At 33.6% G+C, this 22076-nt stretch carries 24 protein-coding genes; 1 reads left to right on the top strand and 23 read right to left on the bottom strand.

Translation table 11 applies throughout. From position 1 onward, the window contains the following. Positions 1-31 precede the first annotated feature (31 nt). The 22 genes from BT156_RS14905 to BT156_RS14800 form a co-directional block, all read right to left on the bottom strand. On the bottom strand, positions 32-1204 hold the full coding sequence (locus BT156_RS14905; protein WP_072411217.1) for a DUF2062 domain-containing protein: 1173 nt from the start codon (positions 1202-1204) through the stop codon (positions 32-34). Positions 1205-1208: 4 nt separating this feature from the next. After that, on the bottom strand, positions 1209-1685 hold the full coding sequence (locus BT156_RS14900; protein ID WP_072411215.1) for a hypothetical protein: 477 nt from the start codon (positions 1683-1685) through the stop codon (positions 1209-1211). Then, positions 1682-2062, bottom strand: a complete 381-nt coding sequence (locus tag BT156_RS14895) for an ApeI family dehydratase (protein ID WP_083582363.1) — start codon at positions 2060-2062, stop codon at positions 1682-1684. Before BT156_RS14895 ends, BT156_RS14900 begins: the two co-directional genes overlap by 4 nt. A 4-nt stretch (positions 2063-2066) precedes the next feature. Beyond that, positions 2067-2675 carry a porin family protein gene (locus tag BT156_RS14890; protein ID WP_072411213.1) on the bottom strand — a complete coding sequence of 203 codons (609 nt, stop codon included), beginning with the start codon at positions 2673-2675 and terminating at the stop codon, positions 2067-2069. 7 nt (positions 2676-2682) lie between these two features. Beyond that, positions 2683-3318, bottom strand: coding sequence for a flexirubin biosynthesis protein LolB2 (locus BT156_RS14885; protein WP_072411212.1), 636 nt, complete (start codon positions 3316-3318; stop codon positions 2683-2685). Then, positions 3284-3910: a flexirubin biosynthesis/transport protein LolA2 gene (locus BT156_RS14880; RefSeq protein ID WP_072411210.1), complete on the bottom strand. Its 627-nt coding sequence runs from the start codon at positions 3908-3910 to the stop codon at positions 3284-3286. Before BT156_RS14880 ends, BT156_RS14885 begins: the two co-directional genes overlap by 35 nt. Continuing rightward, positions 3903-4658 carry a polysaccharide deacetylase family protein gene (locus BT156_RS14875; RefSeq protein WP_072411208.1) on the bottom strand — a complete coding sequence of 252 codons (756 nt, stop codon included), beginning with the start codon at positions 4656-4658 and terminating at the stop codon, positions 3903-3905. The genes BT156_RS14880 and BT156_RS14875 overlap by 8 nt, the downstream gene beginning before the upstream one ends. A 160-nt stretch (positions 4659-4818) precedes the next feature. Beyond that, positions 4819-5880 (bottom strand): beta-ketoacyl synthase N-terminal-like domain-containing protein, encoded by a 1062-nt coding sequence (locus BT156_RS14870; protein ID WP_072411206.1) that lies wholly within the window; start codon positions 5878-5880, stop codon positions 4819-4821. Further along, positions 5877-7076 carry a beta-ketoacyl-[acyl-carrier-protein] synthase family protein gene (locus BT156_RS14865; RefSeq protein WP_072411204.1) on the bottom strand — a complete coding sequence of 400 codons (1200 nt, stop codon included), beginning with the start codon at positions 7074-7076 and terminating at the stop codon, positions 5877-5879. Before BT156_RS14865 ends, BT156_RS14870 begins: the two co-directional genes overlap by 4 nt. Positions 7077-7160: 84 nt before the next feature. Continuing rightward, a complete protein-coding gene (locus BT156_RS14860) occupies positions 7161-7418 on the bottom strand; it encodes a phosphopantetheine-binding protein (RefSeq protein WP_072411202.1) in 258 nt (85 codons plus the stop codon). Positions 7419-7524: 106 nt separating this feature from the next. After that, positions 7525-8067 carry a 3-oxoacyl-ACP synthase gene (locus BT156_RS14855; protein ID WP_072411199.1) on the bottom strand — a complete coding sequence of 181 codons (543 nt, stop codon included), beginning with the start codon at positions 8065-8067 and terminating at the stop codon, positions 7525-7527. A 1-nt stretch (position 8068) separates the two neighbouring features. Further along, the gene (locus BT156_RS14850) at positions 8069-9223 is read right to left on the bottom strand and encodes a beta-ketoacyl synthase N-terminal-like domain-containing protein (protein WP_072411197.1); all 1155 of its coding nucleotides are present in this window, start codon (positions 9221-9223) and stop codon (positions 8069-8071) included. Beyond that, positions 9220-9660, bottom strand: a complete 441-nt coding sequence (locus BT156_RS14845; protein ID WP_072411195.1) for an acyl-CoA thioesterase — start codon at positions 9658-9660, stop codon at positions 9220-9222. The genes BT156_RS14850 and BT156_RS14845 overlap by 4 nt, the downstream gene beginning before the upstream one ends. Continuing rightward, positions 9635-10906 carry an ABC transporter permease gene (locus tag BT156_RS14840; protein ID WP_072411193.1) on the bottom strand — a complete coding sequence of 424 codons (1272 nt, stop codon included), beginning with the start codon at positions 10904-10906 and terminating at the stop codon, positions 9635-9637. Before BT156_RS14840 ends, BT156_RS14845 begins: the two co-directional genes overlap by 26 nt. Further along, entirely contained in the window at positions 10893-11648 is a 756-nt protein-coding gene (locus tag BT156_RS14835) for an ABC transporter ATP-binding protein (protein WP_072411191.1), read from the bottom strand. Before BT156_RS14835 ends, BT156_RS14840 begins: the two co-directional genes overlap by 14 nt. Position 11649: 1 nt before the next feature. After that, entirely contained in the window at positions 11650-12645 is a 996-nt protein-coding gene (locus BT156_RS14830; RefSeq protein ID WP_072411189.1) for a BtrH-related acyltransferase DarH, read from the bottom strand. Positions 12646-12703: 58 nt separating this feature from the next. Further along, a complete protein-coding gene (locus BT156_RS14825; protein ID WP_072411187.1) occupies positions 12704-13108 on the bottom strand; it encodes a flexirubin biosynthesis protein DarG in 405 nt (134 codons plus the stop codon). Between the two features lie 319 nt (positions 13109-13427). Next, positions 13428-13871: a hotdog family protein gene (locus BT156_RS14820; protein ID WP_072411185.1), complete on the bottom strand. Its 444-nt coding sequence runs from the start codon at positions 13869-13871 to the stop codon at positions 13428-13430. 5 nt (positions 13872-13876) lie between these two features. Beyond that, complete coding sequence (locus BT156_RS14815) at positions 13877-14308, bottom strand: hotdog family protein (protein WP_072411183.1); 432 nt, start codon at positions 14306-14308, stop codon at positions 13877-13879. After that, positions 14308-15447 carry a dialkylresorcinol biosynthesis protein DarB gene (locus BT156_RS14810; RefSeq protein ID WP_072411181.1) on the bottom strand — a complete coding sequence of 380 codons (1140 nt, stop codon included), beginning with the start codon at positions 15445-15447 and terminating at the stop codon, positions 14308-14310. The genes BT156_RS14815 and BT156_RS14810 overlap by 1 nt, the downstream gene beginning before the upstream one ends. A gap of 1 nt (position 15448) precedes the next feature. Next, positions 15449-16363, bottom strand: coding sequence for a hypothetical protein (locus tag BT156_RS14805; protein ID WP_072411179.1), 915 nt, complete (start codon positions 16361-16363; stop codon positions 15449-15451). A 41-nt stretch (positions 16364-16404) separates the two neighbouring features. Then, positions 16405-20058 carry an MMPL family transporter gene (locus tag BT156_RS14800; protein ID WP_072411177.1) on the bottom strand — a complete coding sequence of 1218 codons (3654 nt, stop codon included), beginning with the start codon at positions 20056-20058 and terminating at the stop codon, positions 16405-16407. A 300-nt stretch (positions 20059-20358) separates the two neighbouring features. Here BT156_RS14800 and BT156_RS14795 point away from each other — a divergent pair, with 300 nt between their 5' ends. Then, entirely contained in the window at positions 20359-21417 is a 1059-nt protein-coding gene (locus BT156_RS14795) for an EpsG family protein (RefSeq protein ID WP_228430149.1), read from the top strand. Between the two features lie 314 nt (positions 21418-21731). On the opposite strand, the gene BT156_RS14790 is transcribed toward BT156_RS14795, so the two are convergent. Next, the coding region (locus tag BT156_RS14790; protein WP_170857326.1) for an ISAs1 family transposase at positions 21732-22076 on the bottom strand (345 nt) is incomplete at its 5' end.

Genomic DNA, 22076 nt, shown 5'->3' with positions numbered 1-22076 from the left:
CTTTGCAGTTTTTGTTTAAAAAAGAGTAGAATTAATTATTATTAGGACTCACTTTATTCAAAAAGAGAAAAGTACCTATTCCTAAAATCATAGACATTGTAGTCGCCAAAATCATACTTCCGATCACGTATTGAAGAAGATTATTTTTAATCAGTTCAAAATTAAGTTCACTGCTTAAAATATTACTGTCGCCATGCACAAAAGGAGCGCCCAGAAATAGGGAAGCGGCAATGACAAAAGGAATTAATGGAGGTATACTCACATTGGAAGCCACAAAAGCCAAGACTTTATTCAGTTTAAAAAGAACTGCCAGAGAAATAGTTAATAAGGTCTGAAATCCCCATAACGGAGATAATCCTATAAAAACTCCGAGTGCAATAGAAAAAGCCTTTGTACGGTTGCTTCCGTCACTTTCTAAAACATCTTCTTTAATGAACCTTTTAAAGCTTTTTTTTCTGAAATTATTAATGAAGTTTCTCGGAATAATATAAAGCAAAGTGATCGTTACCAAGATCGTATTTAAAATACTGATTCTCGTAAAATCTTTGAACGGCCTGAAATGCGAAACCCTTTCCGCAGGATCATACAACACTTTTATAGGAACATTTTTTACAGGAACGTGTCTCCAGGCTGTTCTTACAATAATTTCAATCTCAAATTCAAATTTGGGAGTAAAATATTTCTTCGGAATTTTATGTAAAGGATATAAACGATATCCGGATTGTGTATCTTCAAGCTTGATTCCTGTTTCAAACCAAAACCAAAAATTAGAAAAACGATTTCCGAAACTGCTTTTCTTCGGAATTCCGTCTTGCGACATATTTCGGTTTCCGATGAGTAAAACGTCATGTTCTTCATTCAATAAAGCTTCCGCAAAAACAGGAATGTCATCTGGATAATGTTGTCCGTCGGAATCAATCGTTATTGCATAATTAAAACCCAGTTCTTTTGCCTTTCTGAAGCCTGTTTTAAGTCCATTTCCTTTTCCTTTATTTTCAGGCAGAGAAATAGTTGTGATTTGAGGGTAATGACCGAGAATTTGAGCTGTGGAGTCCGTAGAACCATCGTTGATCACGATGATATTTTCGGTATAATCTAAAACACCATCAATCACTCTTTTCAGAGTTTTCTCGTTGTTGTAAGTAGGTATTAAAATGCAGGTTTTCTTTTCGGAAATGGCATTCTGTACTTCAGGAAGGGTCATTGTTTTATTTTAATGATGCTTTTTCTGTATCAGACATGGTTTTAGATTGTACAGCAAATTTTTTAATATAACTTTTCATAGCTGCATTTTGCTTGCTGTAATTGCTTAAAATGAATGCTTTATCATCTTTTAAACCACCTCTGTATCCAACGATTTTTGGGATATTTTCCTGAACGCTTAATCTTATCAGTCTTAATTCAATATTGTTAGGATTTGATTTAATAATACTTTCAAGATTGGTGGCTCCGGCTTTTACAAGTGCTTTTCTGTTGTGTTTAACAATTTTGGCTTCCATGATCTGTGCTGCAGCTTTATAACCATTCGTCACAGCATCAGAACCTGACTGTTTTTCGGCAGTATTGATAAATGCCTGCGTATTTTCGTTGGATGAATTAGCCTTTGAATAGCTGTTTCTTAATGCTTCCAAATCAGTTTGAAAGAATAAAATAAAAGCAGTGATGAATGATAGAATCAATTTCATGATGTCAATTTTTTATAGTTTACCGACATTTTTAATGCAATAGTCTCGCCAAAAGAAGTGGTATTCTTTACTTTAACTTCATCTTCGTTTTCAGTAATATCCAATTGTAAAGTTAGATCAGGTGTTTCAAACGGGTTGATGATCGCCATGAATTTCACATTTGAAGCAGATTTTAAAAATAATTGTGCGCCTGTAAATTCTTCAGTCAGTTCTTTTACGATCTGCATCATGCAAACTCCCGGAGTTACAGGGTTTCCCGGAAAATGTCCGTTAAAAATATCATGCTCTTTATTTAAACTGATATTCGCGATGAAGCGTCCGTTTTCTTCTTTTTCGGATGATTGTAAGGTATAAAAGTCTGTAAGAATAGTCTGCATAAAATTATTTTTTCATGTTAAATGTATAGTAAACTCCCGCTTGGAAAAGTAGATTTGTGTGATCTTCACTCGTCGTTTTTATCTGGGCAATCATACCTTTTTTAAATCTTGCTTCGATACCGAAGTTTTTAGTAATATCATAACCTGCGCCAACCAAAATTCCGAGGTCGGTAGTTTTTTTATTGTAAGGATCAAAATTTTTGTCGCTGATCAAAAGATCAATACTTAATCCGGCATGTAAATTAAATTTCTTCAAATAAAACTTATTTACCGCCTGAAGTGAAATATAAGAAAGCTCAGATTTTACTTCCTGAGTGCTTGTCTTCATAATTGTTCCCTGTCTAGAATAATTGATCTCCGGCTGCAAAGCATATAGCTTAGAAAACCTGATTGTACCGAATGCACCGACATAAAAGTCTGTAATATAACGCGTTTGTACCTTTTCTTCATCTGCCCAATAATTATCACTTGCTTCAAACCAATTGTAAATGCCGGCGTCAGTTTCTGTAAATTTTGCAAAATTTACTCCGCCTCTTACTCCGGGCGTAAACGTAACCTGTGCAAAAGACAAGCTTGATATGAGGACAATAAACAGAAAAGTTAATTTTTTCATGAATAATTTATTGGGCTTCGGTTATTTGAAATAGTTTTATATTGATCTTGAAATCTTTATGTTGAAGATTCAAAATATCCGCGAAGATATGTTTTTTTGCTTCAAAAGTGAAATCGATTTTTTCCTTGTTATTTTTGGTATAAATGATCTTATTTAGCAAGCCATTTTCTTTATTGAAGAACAAATAATATTGTTTCTTATCCAATTTTGAGAGATAAATTTTCGATTTTTCATTCTCAAAACTTTCAGTAACAGGATATTTCTGTTTTAACAATTGCTGAAAATCATTCTTTAAAAAATTAATAACAATCTTTTTATCTAAATCTGCTAAAACATAATTAAGCTTAAAATTATCTTCAGAAATTTCAAAGTCGATTAATTTATTTCCAAAATCAGAGGTTAATACAACGCGGTGTGTCGCGTCATTGAGTTTTTTAATAATTAAAATTCCGCTTACATGGTTTTTATAAATATCCATCTGACATTTATACACGTAATCTTCATTCGAAGAAAAGTATAAATTTTCAACTGTTTTCTCAGAATTTGATACTGATTTTACATCTGCAAGCTGATACGTTTTACACGAAACAAACAGCAGAAAAATCAGACTATAAAGAAAACTCTGAGGCAGCAATCGGCGCATTGATCTTTGTATTTTTGAAAACAATATTAGTAGTATCTCCCGAAGCTTCCGTCATATTGACCTGTGAAACTGTTGATTGACCTTTAGGAAAACTCAATTCAATTTGCTTAATATATTTCAATAATTGAGCAGATTTTGGAGTAAATTTTGCGATGTTGTAGTTTCCATTTTTTAAATAAGCCACTGAAAATTCAGGATCATTGAACATCTGTCCGTTTGAACTGCCTACAATCAGTTTATTGATCTTTTCAAAGGTTTTACTTTTGGCATCCACAGAAGATTTTTTTCCTTGGTCGTTGATGAAAATTTTATTGTCCTTAAAGATAATACTGTACTGATAAGGCTTTGTATATTTCCAGCTTAGAATGCTTGGTGTTTTTAAAGACATTCTTCCGTAGGTCACAATATTTTTATCCAAAAAATCCATCTTTTTGGTTTGGGTAAAATCACTTTGTAATGTTTTGATCTCTTTCGTTTCAGATGAAACTTTGGTCATAAAAGCTTTTGCTTCAGCGCCCGTCATTGCTGTATTTTGAGCAAAAAAGAAACCTGAAACTAATAAAAATGCTCCGAAAGCAATATTTTTAATCATTGTTTTGATTTTTAATAATGGTATCAACCGTAAAAGTTGAATATTTTTTATCCTTCAAAAATAGCAATAAATCTTTCAACACATTGTACGTTTTTTCGGAGGTGTCGTGAAGAAGAATGATGCTTCCTTTTTTTAGATTCTTTGTAACTCGTTTATAAATTGTCTTTTCGTTATTGGTGATCGTATCTAAAGAACGGACATTCCAGCCGATGCTTTTTTTGTGAGTTTGTCTGATCGCTTTAGCGATATTAGGATTGGTAACGCCAAAAGGAGGGCGGTATAAATTGGTCTTTATATTTCCAATTTTATAAATGATTTCGTCGCATTTTTCAATCTCTTCAACCATTTTTGGAGTAGATAAGAATCCGGTATTGTTTGAATGAGAAAAAGTATGGTTTCCAATCGTATGACCTTCCGCAATAATTCTCTGGAAAGTTTCGGGATATTTTTCAATCTGTTTTCCGATGCAGAAAAAAGTTGCTTTCATCTGGTTTTCTTTTAATAGATCTAGAAATTTCGGGGTAAACTCAGTCGGACCATCATCGAAAGTTAAAGCAACTTCCTTGATTTTTGTTCTTTTACGAGTCAAACTATTGACAAAATATCCTAACTGGATATCAAACGATCCCCAAACAACCACCGCCGAAAAAAGTAAAAAGCAAAACAAATACACCCAAAAAGTCCCATGAAATGCATGAATAAATACATTGCAGAAAAGATAAAATAGGATAAATAGATAGTGTTTCATCTTTTTATTATTTTGAGTTTTTGGTATAAAATTTTCTCAATCTGTACATTCGCTCTGTCATTCTGAATGTAGCAAAGCGAAATGAAGAATCTAATATTGATGTTGAGATTCTTCCTCCGTCAGAATGACAAACAGAGCGCCTTAATTCTCTACGTAAAAACTAAACTCTCTCCAACAAAACCAAACTATGATCACTTCCTCCTAAATGATTATAAAGCAGAATATTTTTAATCTCCTCTTTCTTTACAGAATTAATCATCATCACTACCGGAATCTGCTGATCTTTCAAAATATGACAAGCCATAAATGTTGAGAAACCACTTGCTGTATTAAATTCTCCACTTAAATGCTTGTAATAAAGTAAAGCTGAATTTGAAAATAAATCCATGGCATTTGTATAATAAGCATCCGATGTGGAATCTCCACTGAAGCCTAAAATGACAGCATCAATTTCTTCAAAGGTAAGATTGTTTTTCGTTAGAAAATCTCCGATAAAGCTTTGAATTTCATCCTGTTCTAGTCTATTGCTGATTTTAATATCGCTCAATTGAGCGTAAGAATTTTCCCTCTTCTCTTTTCCTAAAACAAAAAAACTTGAGCCTTCTCCCCAAATAACACCTTCTGTTGTTGAATGTAAATAATCAACGGGAAGATTTTCTTCTTTTTTAATGGTTTTGTTTAATTTATACAATTCCATTGTTCTTTCGGTCTGTTCGTCTGTTGAACCTACCAAAACATTGTCAGCTTCACCATCATTAATTTGAAGTTTGGCGTCTAACATAGAGAATTCTAATGAAGAAGAAGTATTCACATACGTGAAATTATAAGCGTGGCATTGTAAGGCTAAAGCAATTTGCCCGGCCACCGTATTGTGAGTGGATTGAATGAAAAAAGTAGGGGTCAGAAACTCTTCATTATTATCAATCACATTTTTTAAAAACTTTTCAGAGTCTTGTGAGCAACCCATTCCTGTTCCTACAATAATCGCATCAGGATTTTCAATTCCGGCTTCTTTTAAAGCGTATTTTGAGGCTACCGAACTCATTTTTACCGTTTTAGACATTCTTCTGCTCATCGCGGGAGGAATGAATTCTTTGTAATTAGGTTCAATAGCTTTTACAACCTGAATTGAATTTTCAGGCGAAAGATTTTGAATGAAACTTTCATTTAAAGTGTCCTGAACTGAAATACAGGCTGCACTGTTGATATAAACTGCACTCATGATTTTGAGAAAATTAAGGTTGAACAATTTCCTCCAAAACCAAACGAATTGGAAAGTACATGATCGATATTTTTCTCTTTTAATTCGGTAACGGGAGTTAGATCAAATTCTTCCATCTTCGTCTTAAAATTCAAATTGGGAAAAATGATATTATTTTGAATGGCCAATAATGAATATACGGCTTCAATTCCTGCAGCAGCAGCTAAAGTATGACCTGTAAATGCTTTTGTAGAGCTGAATTCCGGCACATTGTTTTCACCAAAGAGTCTGATCATCGCAATTCCTTCCGATAAATCATTATTCGGAGTTGCGGTTCCGTGAGCGTTGATATAATTGATGTTTTCTTTCTGTAAACCTGAAACTTTCAATGCTTTTTCCATCGCCAGAAATGCGCCTTGCCCATTTTCCGAAGAAGCGGTTTGATGGTGGGCATCATTGGCATTTCCATAGCCTGAAAGATAACCGAGTACTTTTTTATTTTCTTTTTTTACAATTTCATCAGATTCCAATACCAGAAAAGCGGCTGCTTCTCCGAGGTTTAATCCTTTTCTGTCATTATCAAAAGGCGTATTATAAGAATCGGTAAGAATCATCAGCGTACCGAACCCATTCAAAGTAAATTTTGAAAGAGAATCTGTTCCGCCGACAATCACACGATCCAAGACTCCATTTTTAATCAATTTTGCGCCCATCATAATAGCGTTGGCGGCTGAAGAACAAGCCGTACTGATGGTAGAAACCATGCCTTTCAGATCTAAATAATCTGCAATCGCTAATGATGAATTTCCGGCATCATGAGAGTCTATATATTTTTGCTTTTCAGGGAAATCTTCGTAAGTGTAGAAATATTTTTCGGTGATATCCATTCCGCCAACGCTTGTTGAAGAAATCAAACCCGTTTTGTAGCCGTTAATATCTGATATTCCGGCACTTTCTACAGCTTCTTTTGCAGCAACCATACCTAATAAAGCAGTTCTGGTCACGTTGTTATCTTCATTAAGCTGAAGTTTTTGTACCAGTTCTTCATTAGATAATTTTATCTCGCCGGTTTTAATATTTCCGGTGTGACGAGTCTCAAACAATTGGATGTCTGAAATTCCGTGTTTTCCGGTTTTTAACGAAATAAAATTTTCTTCCACATTGTTTCCGATAGAAGAAATGATGCCCATTCCTGTTATGGCAATTTTTTGACTCATTTTATTTTATAATGTAACAATGTATCAATTTAACAGTTTACCAATAATTGCTAGACTGTTAAATTGATACATTGGTAGATTAATTTATTTTGTTCTGTTTTCTTCGATGAATTTTGCCATCGTATCGATAGATTGAAAAATTTCCTTTCCTTTTTTAGGATCGGCTAATTTTATTCCGTAGTCTTTGTCAAGAAGAACGATCAACTCTAAAGCGTCGATAGAATCTAATCCTAAACCGCCTCCGAACAACGGGTCAGTATCTTTGATTTCTTCTACAGAAACGTCTTCGAGGTTAAGTACTTCGATAATTTTGTGCTTCAATTCAGTTTGTAAGTTTTCCATAAATAAATTTCATTTATAATTGATCAATGTATCGGTTTAACAATGTAACAATAATTATTAGCATTATTTAAAAATTGGTAAACTGGTACATTTTTATATTGTTAGATTACGTAGTCAGCAAATATACAAAAGCTTTGTAATTTTCCTGATATAGTTCTACCCAGCCACAGAGTACCTTTTCAGCCTTTCCTGACTGTAAGATCTGTTCTGAGTAATCATTTAAAAAGTTTTCATCAAATTCATCCAAAACAAAAAAAGCATTCTCTGTCTGCATTGTATGTCTGATGCTAATTTCACCGACGCAGATGTTGGGCAATGTGTACACAAAAACAGCCGGGCTCGGGAAGAAATTTTCCTGAGAATTGATGCTTTCCTGATATTTAAAATCAGTATCTAAACTTGATGATCTGTTGGCCAAAACAATTGCTGTTTTGCTGTGATCTCCGTCTTTTAAAATCATTTCGGAAGCGAGAAAAGCGAGTTTGCTTAAATTATCCATTTTATGAAATTTTGGATAATTCAATTCTAAACTTTTATAAGCTTCTTTGGCAAATTCTGAGAATGTTTCAGCCGGGCTTTCGAAAATAACTTCTTCGTTGACGGTTATTTTTGAGTTTTCTATGGTGCAAATGTCTGTTTTCTTCATCATCTTAACATTTTTCTAAAACAATTGCTGCATTACACCCACCAAAACCTGAGGCTGTTTTCAAAATATATTTGATTTCCGCAGGTTGGTTTTCTTTAATAATATGTAAAGGTTGGGAAACTCCCATTTCTTCAAAGTTTTTAGATGAAATTAAAGTACTGTGAAGGGCGCTTTCCATAGAAATAATACTTTCCAATAAACCTGATGCTCCTAAACAGTGTCCGTAAAAGCCTTTCATACTGTTTAGCGGAACATTTTGTAATTCCATTCTGTTGAAAGCGATGGCTTCCATTTCGTCGTTATATATTGTTGCTGTTCCGTGAGCAGATATAAAATTGATTTGTTCTGCTGAAACATTCGCTTCTGTCATTGCATTTTTGATGCTTGCATACAATCCGTCTCCCGTTCTTGAAGGCCCGGAAATGTGATTGGCATCGTTGATTGCCGAATCTCCTAAAATTTTAAAACTAAATTTTTCGTTTGAGATTGCTTCGTCACTTTGTTCCTCGCAATGACTTGTAATAAAAGCCGCCGCTGTAGCTTCACCAATATTGATTCCGCTGCGGTTTTTGTCATAAGGTTTACAAGCTTCGCTTCCGATGGCCTGAAAAGAATTAAATCCTGAAATCACAAATTCTGAAATTTCATCTCCAGCAAGTACAAACGCATCTTTATATATTCCTGCCTGAATCATATTTTTAGCAACAGCAATCGCCATTACCCCTGAAACACAGGCATTGGAAACTACAATTGGTTTTGTTTTAAATCCGAAAAAGTCTGCGATTTTTTGTGCTAAACTTGATAGATAAACGCCTTCCGGTAAAGTTGCTTGGTTTTTTAATAAACTGATATTTCCTTTTGTTGTTGATAAAATAAAAGCAGTTTCGTCTGAAATGGTATGTCTTTCCGCCAAAGGTTTTAAGCTTAACAAAAACATTTTTTCCAGCCTTGAGAAATCCTGATTGTCGAAGTTATTGTTAAATTCTTCTTCCAATTTTTCAGAATCAATCATAGAAGCGTAAAAAGCTTCCTGATTTTCGATGACTTTATGTTTGGTGACGCCTGATTTTCCTTGAAGTAAGGCATTCCAATTGGATGCAACATCAAAACCTAAAGGTGTGATGCAGTTGTAATCTGTGATGTAAACTTCTTTTCTCATAATCCCATTTTATCTTTCCAAGCTTGAAAAAACTCGGGATTATACAAGCATAAATTATTGTCAGAATCTAAGAAAACCTGAATGGTTTCTCCACTGCAGACCAATTTATTGTCCTGATTAAAAAGTTCGTATTTGTAAATCAACTTTGCAGCTGTTGTGTTGACAAAAGTTGTTACAATATTGAATGTTTCTCCATATTTTAAAGGAAGAAAATGCTCACAGGTACTTTTTACGATAGGCGTTACAAATCCGGCTTTTTGAATATCAAGATAAGTCAAACCATGCTGTCTGCCGAAAGCCTCTCTTCCGTCTTCGAAATACACGATATAATGTCCATGCCAAACAATTCCCAACGGATCTGTCTCATTGAATCGTACTCGTACTTCCTCTGTACACTGGATTGGTTTCTCGTTAGACTGCATTTTGTTTCCTTTCATAAAAGATTGAAATAGTGACCATGGCAATATAAAATAAAAATAATAAAGCCAGCTCTTTTGCTATACCTGCGATTCCGCTGTTTCTTAGAATAATGTCGTAATAGGCATTTAATCCCCAGTTCATGGGAGAAAATTTGGCAACCGTCTGCATAAATTCAGGCATTAAGAATACGGGAACCCATATTCCTCCCACTGCTGCCAACACAACAACAGAAGTTGCTCCAAACGGCGCAGACTGTTCCTGAGTATCTGCAAGAGTTCCTAATAAAACACCAAATCCGATAGCTGCTAATCCTGCAAAAATAGTAACAATAATTAAATGGAACATTTTTCCTGTCACATCAAATTGCGGAAGATCCATATAAGGGAAAAGGTAAATTCCTACCGCAACCATCAATAAAAACTGAATGATACAAATGATCAAATACGTACACGTTTTTCCTAAAATATGAATATAATAAGGCGTTGGACTCACACGAACTCTCACGCTCGTCCCCTGACTTTTTTCTTTCACTAAATTAATAGAAAGCGGAACGACGATAAAAAATATCGCAAAAAGCGCCCAAGCCGGAACGTTGTGTTGAACAGAATTCGGTATCACGTCCATTTTTTCTTTCGTAGGAGTAATTTCTTTAAAGCTGATTAAGTTTTTATTTTCATCCAGATTTTCGGTCGTTCCCAGTTGATCCTGGAAAGCTTTGTAAATCTTTTTGTTTTCGATCTCAAAAACCATTTTATTAACGGCATTCATTACATTGTTTTTGAAACCGATATTGGTTGCCGGATCAAAATACAAGTGAATGTCTTTGGCTTTTATGTCAACATTCTTTTTTGCAGAAGCAGAATCTGCCTCAATTCCAAATGAGCTTACAATGGTCTGAACCTTAGAATCAATATTTGCATTTAAATCTTTCGTTAAATTTTCAGGAATGACGATCGCCATCTGATAATCTCCGGAAAAAACTGCATCTTGAGCCGATTTTTCGGTGTAATTGGTCACTAACTCAAATGTCTTACCATTTTCGAGCTCTTGTTTTATATTTTTTGAAATTTCAGATTTGTCGTTATCAATAAAAATAATCGGAATTTTTGAACCTTCCAGATTTTTAAAGGTAGAATCCTGAATCAATGTAATCGTTATGATTAACAATAAAGGCATCACGAAAATGATGACAATTCCTCCGATATCTCTTTTCAGTAAAAGGATTTCCTTAACGAAACTTCTCCACAATTTATACAACAACATCTCTTAATTCTTTTCCGGTTAATGAAATGAAAACATCTTCTAAGTTTTCGGCACTGGCAACTCTGTTCACCAATTCTTCTGGCGTTCCGACAGCATGGATTTTTCCATGGTCAATAATAGCGATTTTTGTACAGAATTCCTCTGCTTCAGAAAGGTGATGAGAAGTATAAATGATGCACGTTCCTTTTTTATTTAAATCCAAAAGATAATCAATAATTGCTTTTTTAGACTGAACATCAACACCAACAGTTGGTTCATCAAGAAACAAAACTTTAGGATTGTGAAGTGTTCCTGCGATCAAATTGCAACGACGTTTCATTCCTCCTGAGAATTGTTCTACTTTTTTATCCGCAAATTTTGATAAACCCATAAGTTCTAAAGATTCATCAATCGCTGTTTTTAATTTTTTATGAGGTAAACCATACAGGCTTCCGAAAAACATTAAGTTTTCCTTTGCGGTAAGCGTAGGGTATAGTGCATATTCCTGCGGAACGATCCCGATAATCTGTCTTAATTTAAAGCCATCTTTTTGAGGAGATAATCCGTTGATTTTAAAAGTTCCTGAAGTTGGTTTTATCAATCCGGAAAGCATAGAAATCAACGTTGTTTTTCCTGCTCCGTTGGGTCCAAGAATTCCGTAGATTTCGTTTTTATCGATATTCAACGAGATATCATTTACAGAAAATTCTTCTGCAGACTTGTATTTTTTATACAGGTTTTTTATTTCAATAATATTCTCCACGTTAGATTGCTTTTCTCAGTTTTTTATAGAAAGCCTCTTCCAGATCAGCAATATGAAGCATCGATTTTGACAGTTCGTTATAAATATTGCTTTTCGAATTTCTGTTTTTGTAAACTCTTGCAATATCCACGGCAAAATCTCTCCAAAGATCACCAATTGCGGTAATTTCTTTAGATAATTCTTTCAGTTCATCATTTTTAAGAATTACAGCAGCTTCCTGTAAAAATGCTCCATAAATAAATCTGAATCCGCCACCGCCGGTTCCAATTTCTTCCTGCATTCTGATGAGTTGTCCCAAATAATGATTGGTCACTTTCGTTCCCTTTTTATCTGCCCATTTCGGGATGCTTTTTGCTACCCATCTCATGGCTCTTACGCCAATAATCGGAACGGGAGCCAGCATATTTTTGCAGGTATCTTTGATTCCTTTTTTGATGGCTTCTTCCATATTTACATTTTCAGGGATGTAAGTAGGGTAGTACATATGGCCTTTTGGAGGAAGTGCGCCTTTGGCATATCTTACTTTTTCTAATTCGGCTTCGGAAAGAGAAGTGGTATAATCCATCACAGGATCACTGATCAGAAATCTTCCGTTTTCTTTTCCGTAAACGACCAAGTTGTGGGCATTGAAGTGGAATTTATATTCTTCAGGAAAATAGGTAAGGTTAAAAACCCCAACCTGTAAACCTGTAGGTACATTATTTTCTAAATTTCTTTCTAACGCCGATTGTGCATCCTTAGGGTTCGAGAATTTTTCTCTTTTAATTTTAATTCCCAGTCTTTTTGCTGCTTTGCTGAAAATGGCTCCGGGCATTGGTCTGTAACTAAAACCTGGGGCGAAATTTACTTTTAAAAAAGGTAAATACACAAAAAATAACCCAGAACCAATTCCGAAGATCATTGGTTCGCTGAGTTTTAGCCCTTTGTTTATGAGTAAATTAGAGGCAACACCGTTTTCGCAATGCGCAGTTTGATGGTGTTCGAAATTAAGTTTCATCAGTATATTTCATTTTTTTCTTAGTCTAATGAAATGTGCATTATATGCTTTGATCTCATTATTTTCCGTTGAAATTTTTTAATTCATCCACCGAAATTCCGAATGCATCGGCATATTTTTTCAGTACGGATTCGCTTAGTGTCTTAAATACTTTTGGTTTTGCGTGTCTCTTTACCCTCCATTGCCACATTCCGGCATAGGAAGCAAGAACCTGTAAATCCATTTTGTTCAGTTCCATGAAATAAACAATCGGACTCGCAATATTATTGGCAACATTTTGTCTGGCTTCTTCTATTCTTTCATTAATCAATGCTAAAGATTCATCTAAAGCGGCTTTCTTAATATCCCAACCAGTGCTGTTTGCCGTTGTATAATTGTTATTTTCATCAGTCACGTACAAAACCTCGGTCATATTTGCCGATTTCAGATTGCTTTCGTCTTGAGGAAGGTCTTGCTTTTTCATCTAAATATTTTTAAGTTTTAGATTACAAATGAAAAAAAATCATCTGTTTTGTGATTAACTTTATCAATCGGCTAAAATAGTGAAAATAGATTATATGTAAATCATATTATTCTGTGATAGTGTAATGTGAGTTTTAATGCCTCTCTTATTTATTATATTAACCACAGATTTGCACAAATTTACACAGATGATTGAGAAAAATGAAAATTGATAAAATTTATAAATTAAAAATAAAGCTTAAATATCTGGGTATCCATGGGAGTCTAAAAAACAAAAAGCTGCACAAAACGTACAGCTTTTATATATTTAAAGTAAATTTCTAAGATTTTACTTCCTGAATAAACAAATTGATTTCAGCTCTGATCAACAATTCATCATTATTAAATGTCTCACAAAAGATATTGCAGATATTTTCGTATTGAGAAATCAATGATGCTTTTGAAATGATCTTATCACCCACTTTCGGCAACGCGAAAACTTCAATTTTTTTGATATTGGTAATAAAACCGATCACTTTTGTATCAGCTTCAGGGTTTTCGAAGAAACTTTGTCCAAGGATTGATGAACAGGTTTGAGCAAGGTTTTCAATTAAACCGGCTTCAACAAATTCATTATTATGAACAAAAATATTATCCTCAAGTATTTCAAAGGAAGTCACGACTTTTTCTTTGGTCAGTTCCAAAATATAATCAGCCATCAACATCGGCTCGCGATGCGGCAGAAAATTGTGTATGTTGATGATATTGTCTTCCTTGATTTCCATTAAAATTATTTTACAACAGTTTTCATTTGAGAGTTGGCAATCTCAACATCATTAAGTTTTGTAATAATATTGACAAGGGTAACTCCCATTACTTCATTAAGAATGGTAACTTCCGATTTCAGATGATCTCCGACTTTTGGCAATGCTTCAGCTTCAAAAGACTTGATGGCGCCAATATATCCTGTTGGAGCATCTTTCCCCAAAAGATAATATTTGTAGCCGGTGTGTAAAGCCACACTTTGTGCCTGATGTTCAATTAACCCTGATGCCTGAAAAATTCCGTTCTGAACAAAAATATTTTCTTCTTTTATTTCAAACCCTGAAATCAGATGATTTTCAGAATATTCTGCAAGTTTATTCACCATTACAAAAGGAGACCTTTGCGGAATTAAGCTTTCTACAAAATTTTGATCAGATGTTGGTAATTTGTTTTCCATTAGCAAACGGTTAACAATGCACAAGAATAAGCGAATCTTCCACTTTCAGGAACGCAAAGAAGTATTTTTTCTCCTTTTTTTAACTTTCCTGAATTCATTAGCTCTTCTAAAGCTACGAAGATAGAACCTGCTCCAATATTTCCGATATCAGAAAGATTGTAGTACCATTTTTCCCAAGGGAAATCTAATCCTACTTTATCAAACTCGTTCTTAAGACCTTCTTTAAAATAACCTGAAGAAATATGAGCTAAAACGTGATCGATAGAATCAGGATCTAAACTGTGCTTGTCGAAAGATGATCTTAAACTTTCGGCACCTTTTACCAAGATGTATTTATCAAGGATTTTAGTGTCTTGCTTTATCGCAAAAATAGACTGTTTTAACCATTCGTCTGATGGATAATCTGCCCAAGATTTTAAACTTCCGTCTTCCTGTTTTTCGCAACCTGCATACATACAAGCTTCGATTTCGTGGGCGTAAGAATAGAAATCAATGAAATCAATTTTCAAAGATATTTCGTTTTCTCTTGGTTTATTTTCCAATAAGAAAGCTCCTGCTCCGTCAGAAAGCATCCATCTAAGGAATTCTCTTTTGAAGGCAATAATGGGTCTTTCTTCCAATAAAATTAAATTTTCTGCTTCGTGGTTGAATTTATCAGCTGTCATCCAAGCAGACATTCTCTCAGAACCTGCACAAACGGCCGTTTCCTGAACTCCTGCTTTGATGGAAAGAAATCCGTAGTTCAAGGCATTCATCCCCGAATTACAAAGGCCCGTTGCGGTGTTAATCTCAATAGATTTCCCGATGTTTAATTCCCCGTGAACCATAGAAGCGTGTGAAGGCTGAATCTGATCTGGAGAAGTAGTTCCTACGGAAAGCAATTTCATATCTGATTTTTTGAAATTTTCGTCAAAAAGTCCTTCAATTGCCTTTGCTGTAAGCTGAGCATTGGTATGTGTAGGGTTTCCTTCTTTGTCTAAAGCGTAATATCTTGTGGTGATTTTATTGTTTCTTAAAATAATAGATTTCGCTTTAGATTTCGCCTCATTTATATAACCAAGATACGTTTCCATTTCATCATTCGAAACAGGCTCATTGGGTAAGTATTTTGATGCTTTTGTTATAAATACGTCGTACATTCTATTTTAAATTAATTCCTTGTAAATATTTTTTTTGTTTCTGCCTTTTAACCCAAAATATAGGGGTCGTCAGAAGGTGTAATACCAAAACTATGGGTGAAATTACCCAAATTGCTGCCATCAAATATACCTTAAAGAATTTTATCAGCAATGGTCGTTTTTCTTTTTTCTTGATAATCAGGTTAGACCAAATGGTGAAGATCTTGTTTCCTACTTTCTCTACTCTTACTAAAAAAGGACGGATTTCTACGGCTCCGTTATTGATTAGCTCAGGTTGAAGATTATCCAGATCATTGTTTTTTAAATGCTTCTCAATAACCTCGCCATATTTTACAGAACCTGTGATTTCTTCGTCTGAAACTCCGGCTGCGGGAAGTATTCCTGATTTTTCTTTTTGTCCGGTGGTTAGCCAGCGCAAAATGGTTAATACGCTTGTATAATTATCGTGTCTGTCTACCAAAGCGATATTTCCTGCAAGTTGGGCTTTCATGTCTTTTAAATATACTTTCAGTTTTTCCTGAGAAAGCATCCACATGTTTCTTGTTGCAGAAATGGTAACCACAGGAGTGTTTTTTAATATATTTTCTGCGTAACCACTTTTCAGAAACGAAATAATAGGAATGGACGGCGTTAAATACCAAACCTGATAACCAAAAATAATGAGGTCATATTTTTTGTTCAGAATGCTTTCCGAAGGCGGATGTATCTCGCTCGGAATCTGCAAATAAGACTCCGGAAATGTATTGAAAAATACATCACTTGGCCAAGGAAAAGGAAAATCTTCCTTTAACTGAATATTATAATACGTAACGTTATATTCTTCTTTATTATTTTCAAACGGTTGGGCAACATTCTTTACAATATCCTCCAATTGTCCGGTTTGTGAATAATATATTACAAGTATATTTTTTTGCATTAGTTTTTTTATCGGTTACAAAAATATGCTTTTCATATTTATTATTTAGGTCTAAATATTTTTATTGATTCAGAATTGAATTTGAGCTCATAATTATCATTTTCAAATGAAGAATTTTTAATATTCATTAAAATAATAGTTTCCGGAAGCTCGGTGATATTTTTTAGATTAAAATTTTCGTCAGAAATTAAAAGTACATCTGTTTTTTTATTGATTTCGGAGGTGTCGTTGATATAATTAATCTTTCTTCTCTTTGCAATATAACTTTGTTTTGCAATCTCACGTTTTTCGTGATCATTAATTAAACTAAATATTTTTCTGCTGGCTTCCTGTAGGGTTAGCAAAACATCTTTTTGCCCGAAATCATCTGCAATATGCATGATAACAGCGTCTTTCGGGATGTGTTTATTCAATTCAAAATAAACAGATTTATTGGTTTTGAAATCCTTTTTCAGTTCATCTGCAACTTCCGTTTCTTTATATAAAAAGCTTAAAAATAATTTCTTTTTAAAATAATCTTCATCTTCAATTTCATTTCTCAGTTTTGCAAATTCATCTCTGAAGTAAGCATTGATCTTTTTCGTTCTTTCCGAATAATTTTTACCAAAGCTAAGATCGTCATTGTGAATTCTGTCACCAACTTTCACGGTAATGCTTCCGTCATAAATAATGAAATCGCCTTTTGGGAGTACTTCAGAATTTCCGTGGATGTAAACAGGAACTACGTCCAACCCAAATTCTTCGGCAATATAAAATGCTCCTTTGTGGAATCTTTTTACATCGTTCGTATAAGAACGTTCGGCTTCCGGAAATACCATTAAAGAATAGCCTTCATTTATTTTTTCTCGAAGTTGCTCCATTCCGTTTTCTATGCCTTGAGAAACCGGGAAGAAGCCTAAAGCTTTTACTAATTTTCCAAAAACAGGAGATTCGTAAACCCAGTCATTTACTAAATAAACGATTTTATGCGTCGCCATTGCAAGCGCCAAAGTATCAAGGAAAGAAGTGTGATTGGCAATAATAACAGACGGTTTGCTGAAGTCCTCGTTAGGATTTGTAATCACTGTTTTCTTAACAAACGGAGTGAGATGTAAAACAGATTTTAAGAATAAAGCAATAGATTTTTTGATGTTGCTCAACGTTTTTCCTTTTGCTTTTCTCACGAAGAAATGTCCGAAGAAAGAAAAGAAAAGTCCGCCTAATCCGTAATAAAAGAACGAGATCACGGAACGTAAGAACAATCTGAAAGTAATTGGCGAGAGTCCTTTTTTTGCTCTGTTGGTAATTAAAAACCTAAACCAGAACGGATATAATGTTGAGGTGATTATAATTACCGAAAACATTCCGATCAACGCAACTAAAGCTAAAGAATGTAAAGCCGGGTGTTTTGCGAAAATTAACGAGCCAATGGATAAAATTGTTGTAAAAACGGCCAGAATGATTGAAGTTCTATACGTTGGAAGCTCATTTTTTCCTGTCGTATGCTCTTTTTGCATAGCTTTCGTAAGGAAAATACTGAAATCGTCTCCAACTCCAAAAACTAGAGTACACACAACGGTACTGAAAATATTTAATTCTAATCCTAAGAAATAGAGAATTCCGGCGGTCACGACTCCTGTTAAAACAATTGGGAACATTGTAAGAACCGTTAATTCAAAATTTCTGAAGAAAACAATAATTGTTAGAACGATGGCGAGTAAGGAATAATTAATCAACGTGTTGAAATCTCTTTTCAGTAAACCTAAAAAGTTTTCATTCATCTGCTGGCGGTCGATTGCTAAAGCTTCATGCTTCTTTTCAACATCTTTGATGAAGGCATCTCTTTTGGTTTCATCTACTTTCACTACATTAGAAACAGTGTAGAAGCCGTTTTCATTACTTAAAAACTCAGAAATTTGCAATGCCTTTATTTTTTCGTAGTCTTTTAAGCTTAATGTAGAATAGTTTTTATTCAAATTTTCATTGAACTGATTAAATGCGGAGCTGTTGAAGCCGAACCTGTTTCCGTTATCAATTAATTCAGAAATGGTTTGATCTTTTTTGTGACTGTTCCAGAATTTGTTCCAGATTTCAATTTTCTTTTGCTGATCTTTTTCGGATAAAACAACATTTCCAATGGAATTATAACTTAAAATTTTCCCATCTTTCTTTTCTTTTTCAAGGAATTCAGAAAGTTGGGAGTTTCTTGCCAGCGCTTCGTTCTCAGAATTTCCATAAGAAATTGTGTAAATAGATTTTGAAGTGATGTCTGAAAGTTTCTCCAACTTCGCTTCACTTATTTTTAAATCTTTTGGGATATAATTCAGGTCTCCTATATCTTCATTGAAACCAACATGCCTGAAGCTAAATATACAGGCAATAATAATGATGGAACAGCCAATAATTAAAGGCTTATTTTTCTCATAAGGATACGAACCTATTCTATCGATAAAATTGGCGCTGACTTTTTCGTCCTTATCTTTAGGCTTGTAAAGTTGAGGAACGATAATCAATGCTGTGATTGAGGACAAAATAACCGTAATCGCTGCAAAAAGGCCAAGATCTTTCAGAGCTTCGGAACGGACAAAAACCAAACATAGAAATGAAACGGCAGTTGTTGCGCTACTCAATATGATCGGTTGCGTGATTTCTTTATAAAGTTCTTCAATATTGTTATTATGCTTGTAATGCGTCAAAATATGTAACGCATAATCTATCGTAATTCCAATCAAAATGGCGCCAACGCTTAAAGAAATTGCTGAGATTTTGTCTTTAGTAAAATATAAAATCAACAAAGCCAATAAAACAGAAAATACAGTCGGAAGAAAAACGATAATCGGCGTGAAGAAATTCCTGAAATAATAAATCAGCAATATCAAAAGCACTGTCATAGAAATCATGACCGTATTTTGAATGTCTTTTTTAATCTGTTGGGCATTGGCAACGGCAATTACTGGCGATCCAAAATAGCTAAGCTCAGTTTTTCCTTTGAACTGTTTGTTGAGGTTGTCTTTTATTTCATTTAATTGATTGACAAATGCTTCGTTGTTCTTCGTGTCGTTGCTTTTGTTTTTAGGTTCAATAAAAAGTAAAAGGTTTTTTCCGTCTTTGGTAACGATGTAATTGTCTTCGAGCTTGAAATCTTTGCTGATATTTAAGGCATTCAGTTTTTTGATTCCTAAAAATGTGATTCCCAGCGGATCTTTTTTAATAAAATCTTTAGTCACCAGACTTGTTGGGGAAACCAAAGAAATATAATTATTTTCTACCTGTTTTGCGATACTGTCTTTTTGGAGCTTTCTTTCAATTTCCTTGTAATCGTTTTCATTTAAGAATAAAGGAAGATTTTGATTGACGAAATCAAAGGTTTCCGAAATTTCATTATCATTTACTTTCCCCTGAACCGAGCCTATGTATTTTTGTAAAGGTTCAATTTTAGTTAAAAAAGTATCAGCGGTCTCGGAAAGCTGAAATTGATCTTCTTTAGATGTGTTTTCAATAATGACAATGATTTTGTCTGAAAAATTAAGCTGTTTAAGAACTTTTGCGGTAAGGTCGGATTTTTCGTTTTTAGGGATTATCTGATTGATATCTTCCTCGAAATTGATTTTTGAGGCGAAAAATCCGCATATCACGGCAATACTTAAAGCAATAAATACTGAAAGTGTTTTGTTTCTGGAAATAAGATAATATAAAAATATAAAAAACCGATGCATTGCATTATGAAATCAAGTTTGCAAATTTAAATTTTTAAGTATAAGTTCAAAAGATTTAATATATAAAGTTTTAGCTTACAATGAATAAATATTCTTGACAAAATAAAAAAAAAATCTACTTTTGCAGAAGTTCCCAATTGATGAAGAAAAATATAATAAAAACTTTTAAGTAAAAACTTGGTTTTTGATATGTTTTAAAATACACATAGATATGAAATAATGAGTTTATTACATCCATATTATCTAATTGCAATTTTTTTCCTGATCATTTTCAGTTACCAAGAAGTGTTTCGGCAGAAAGTGGAAAGCAAGTACTTGTACTTTTTAGGAGGTTTTTTGGTTATTGTTGCCGGATTGCGTAATGAAGTTGGTCCCGATTACGGTAGTTACAGAGGGATTTATGTATATTCTGATACTGTTGATTATATCAGCATTATTTTTAAAGGCCTGCATTTGGATAGCCCGCAGCCGATTGTTATCGAGTGGTTGTATATTCTTATTAATAAGATTCTTCTGAATGTTTTTAATGCGCCTTACTACATGCTTACGCTATTAATAGCAGCGTTGGCTATTTTCTTTAAAATGCGGTATGTAGAGGATAATACATTTTACCCGTTTACTTATATCCTGTTTATGTTTATTCCCGGTTTTTTTGTTGGAGAATCCGGGCAGATAAGGCAGAATTTAGGAGTTTTTATGGTGTATTTTGCCGTAAGGTTTATAAAAGAAAAAAAACTTATCTATTATCTGTTATGTATTTATCTGGCGGGAGGGATTCATAATGTATGTTATGCGTTTTTACCAATGTACTGGATTGCCCGTATTCCTCTAAATAAAGGGATTATGCTTGGAGCAATCATCGTTTCTATCATAATGTCTCCATTTGAGGTGTATAGGGTCTTCGGTAGTTTTCTGGATGGTATTGCTTCAGATAGTGTGGTTGTTGGAGGTTTTAATGCTTATATGGAGGAGACGGCTGAAAGGCTTAATGGAGGGATTGGTATTCCTGAAGTTATGACGGCGATTCTAACCTTCTTCCTCTTTTTCTTTGATACCAAAATGGTTGAAAAATATCCATATTATGAATACCATAGAAGTTACGCGCTTGTGGGGATATGTATCTATTTTATATTCAGGAATAATCCGGTTTTCTCTTCCAGATTGGTGGGTGCTTTTACCGGTTTTGGTTTTTTAATTATTCCGAATGCTATGTATGTAGTTTCGAAAAGTACTAAAACGGCAATATATAGTTTTATTATAGCCTTATTTATTTTTAATTTTGTGGTCTTCTCAAGCTTTAGGAATATTACTGCAGGTAGATTTACAATAGATCTTTACCAAAACTATATTCTTCCTTAAATTTTTAATCAAATTATTATAAAAAAAAGAGAGGCAATACATAAAAATATTGTCTCTCTTTTTTTTGTTTTTAAACTGTAAATTAAATATTAATAATTGGTTTATTGTTATTAATATTTGTTTAAAACAGATTATTTGTTAAATATTTTCATCAAAATTATCATACTTTCGTATTGTTTAATTTAAGAATGCTATATTTTCATTTGTAATTCGTTAATTTTATTTTATTTATGATTCAAATCATATAATTGCTTTGTTATTTGTAAAATAAATGAATTATTAGTGAGAAAGGCTTAAATGTCAGACCAAACGCATTAAAAATTTAGCATTTCAATGAGATAATCTAAATTCCAAGCTGCCATTTTTCTCATTCTTTTGATGCTTATTTTCTTGTTTTTAAGTTGTTTTTCTTGCAATAATTTTAACACTAATTTTAGTATAATTGAGAAGTTTTCGGCTATATTATTGTTCCGTTTACGGCTTTCATCTTCTTTTAAAATCACATCTAAACTCCAATGTAATTTATTTTCAATTAGCCAATGATTTCTGGTATGTTTTAAAAATATTTCAGGCGTATTCAATTGACTACTAATGTAATATCGTTTATCTTTTGTTTCTTTATTTTTACTTTTATGATAGGTCGTGCTCTCTATTTTGAT

Origin of the sequence: Chryseobacterium limigenitum, from assembly GCF_900114875.1 — a bacterium.
Taxonomy (GTDB): domain Bacteria; phylum Bacteroidota; class Bacteroidia; order Flavobacteriales; family Weeksellaceae; genus Chryseobacterium; species Chryseobacterium limigenitum.
This window is presented reverse-complemented; position numbering and strand designations above follow the sequence as displayed.

Coding starts and splice junctions, on each gene's coding strand:
- BT156_RS14905 (WP_072411217.1), bottom strand. CDS start 1,204: ATGACCCTTCCTGAAGTACAGAATGCCATTTCCGAAAAGAAAACCTGC.
- BT156_RS14845 (WP_072411195.1), bottom strand. CDS start 9,660: ATGAAAGGAAACAAAATGCAGTCTAACGAGAAACCAATCCAGTGTACA.
- BT156_RS14805 (WP_072411179.1), bottom strand. CDS start 16,363: ATGCAAAAAAATATACTTGTAATATATTATTCACAAACCGGACAATTG.
- BT156_RS14890 (WP_072411213.1), bottom strand. CDS start 2,675: ATGAAAAAATTAACTTTTCTGTTTATTGTCCTCATATCAAGCTTGTCT.
- BT156_RS14820 (WP_072411185.1), bottom strand. CDS start 13,871: ATGGAAATCAAGGAAGACAATATCATCAACATACACAATTTTCTGCCG.
- BT156_RS14855 (WP_072411199.1), bottom strand. CDS start 8,067: ATGATGAAGAAAACAGACATTTGCACCATAGAAAACTCAAAAATAACC.
- BT156_RS14870 (WP_072411206.1), bottom strand. CDS start 5,880: ATGAGTGCAGTTTATATCAACAGTGCAGCCTGTATTTCAGTTCAGGAC.
- BT156_RS14885 (WP_072411212.1), bottom strand. CDS start 3,318: ATGCGCCGATTGCTGCCTCAGAGTTTTCTTTATAGTCTGATTTTTCTG.
- BT156_RS14840 (WP_072411193.1), bottom strand. CDS start 10,906: ATGTTGTTGTATAAATTGTGGAGAAGTTTCGTTAAGGAAATCCTTTTA.
- BT156_RS14815 (WP_072411183.1), bottom strand. CDS start 14,308: ATGGAAAACAAATTACCAACATCTGATCAAAATTTTGTAGAAAGCTTA.
- BT156_RS14875 (WP_072411208.1), bottom strand. CDS start 4,658: ATGAAACACTATCTATTTATCCTATTTTATCTTTTCTGCAATGTATTT.
- BT156_RS14850 (WP_072411197.1), bottom strand. CDS start 9,223: ATGAGAAAAGAAGTTTACATCACAGATTACAACTGCATCACACCTTTA.
- BT156_RS14810 (WP_072411181.1), bottom strand. CDS start 15,447: ATGTACGACGTATTTATAACAAAAGCATCAAAATACTTACCCAATGAG.
- BT156_RS14900 (WP_072411215.1), bottom strand. CDS start 1,685: ATGAAATTGATTCTATCATTCATCACTGCTTTTATTTTATTCTTTCAA.
- BT156_RS14830 (WP_072411189.1), bottom strand. CDS start 12,645: ATGAAACTTAATTTCGAACACCATCAAACTGCGCATTGCGAAAACGGT.
- BT156_RS14880 (WP_072411210.1), bottom strand. CDS start 3,910: ATGATTAAAAATATTGCTTTCGGAGCATTTTTATTAGTTTCAGGTTTC.
- BT156_RS14865 (WP_072411204.1), bottom strand. CDS start 7,076: ATGAGTCAAAAAATTGCCATAACAGGAATGGGCATCATTTCTTCTATC.
- BT156_RS14800 (WP_072411177.1), bottom strand. CDS start 20,058: ATGCATCGGTTTTTTATATTTTTATATTATCTTATTTCCAGAAACAAA.
- BT156_RS14825 (WP_072411187.1), bottom strand. CDS start 13,108: ATGAAAAAGCAAGACCTTCCTCAAGACGAAAGCAATCTGAAATCGGCA.
- BT156_RS14895 (WP_083582363.1), bottom strand. CDS start 2,062: ATGCAGACTATTCTTACAGACTTTTATACCTTACAATCATCCGAAAAA.
- BT156_RS14860 (WP_072411202.1), bottom strand. CDS start 7,418: ATGGAAAACTTACAAACTGAATTGAAGCACAAAATTATCGAAGTACTT.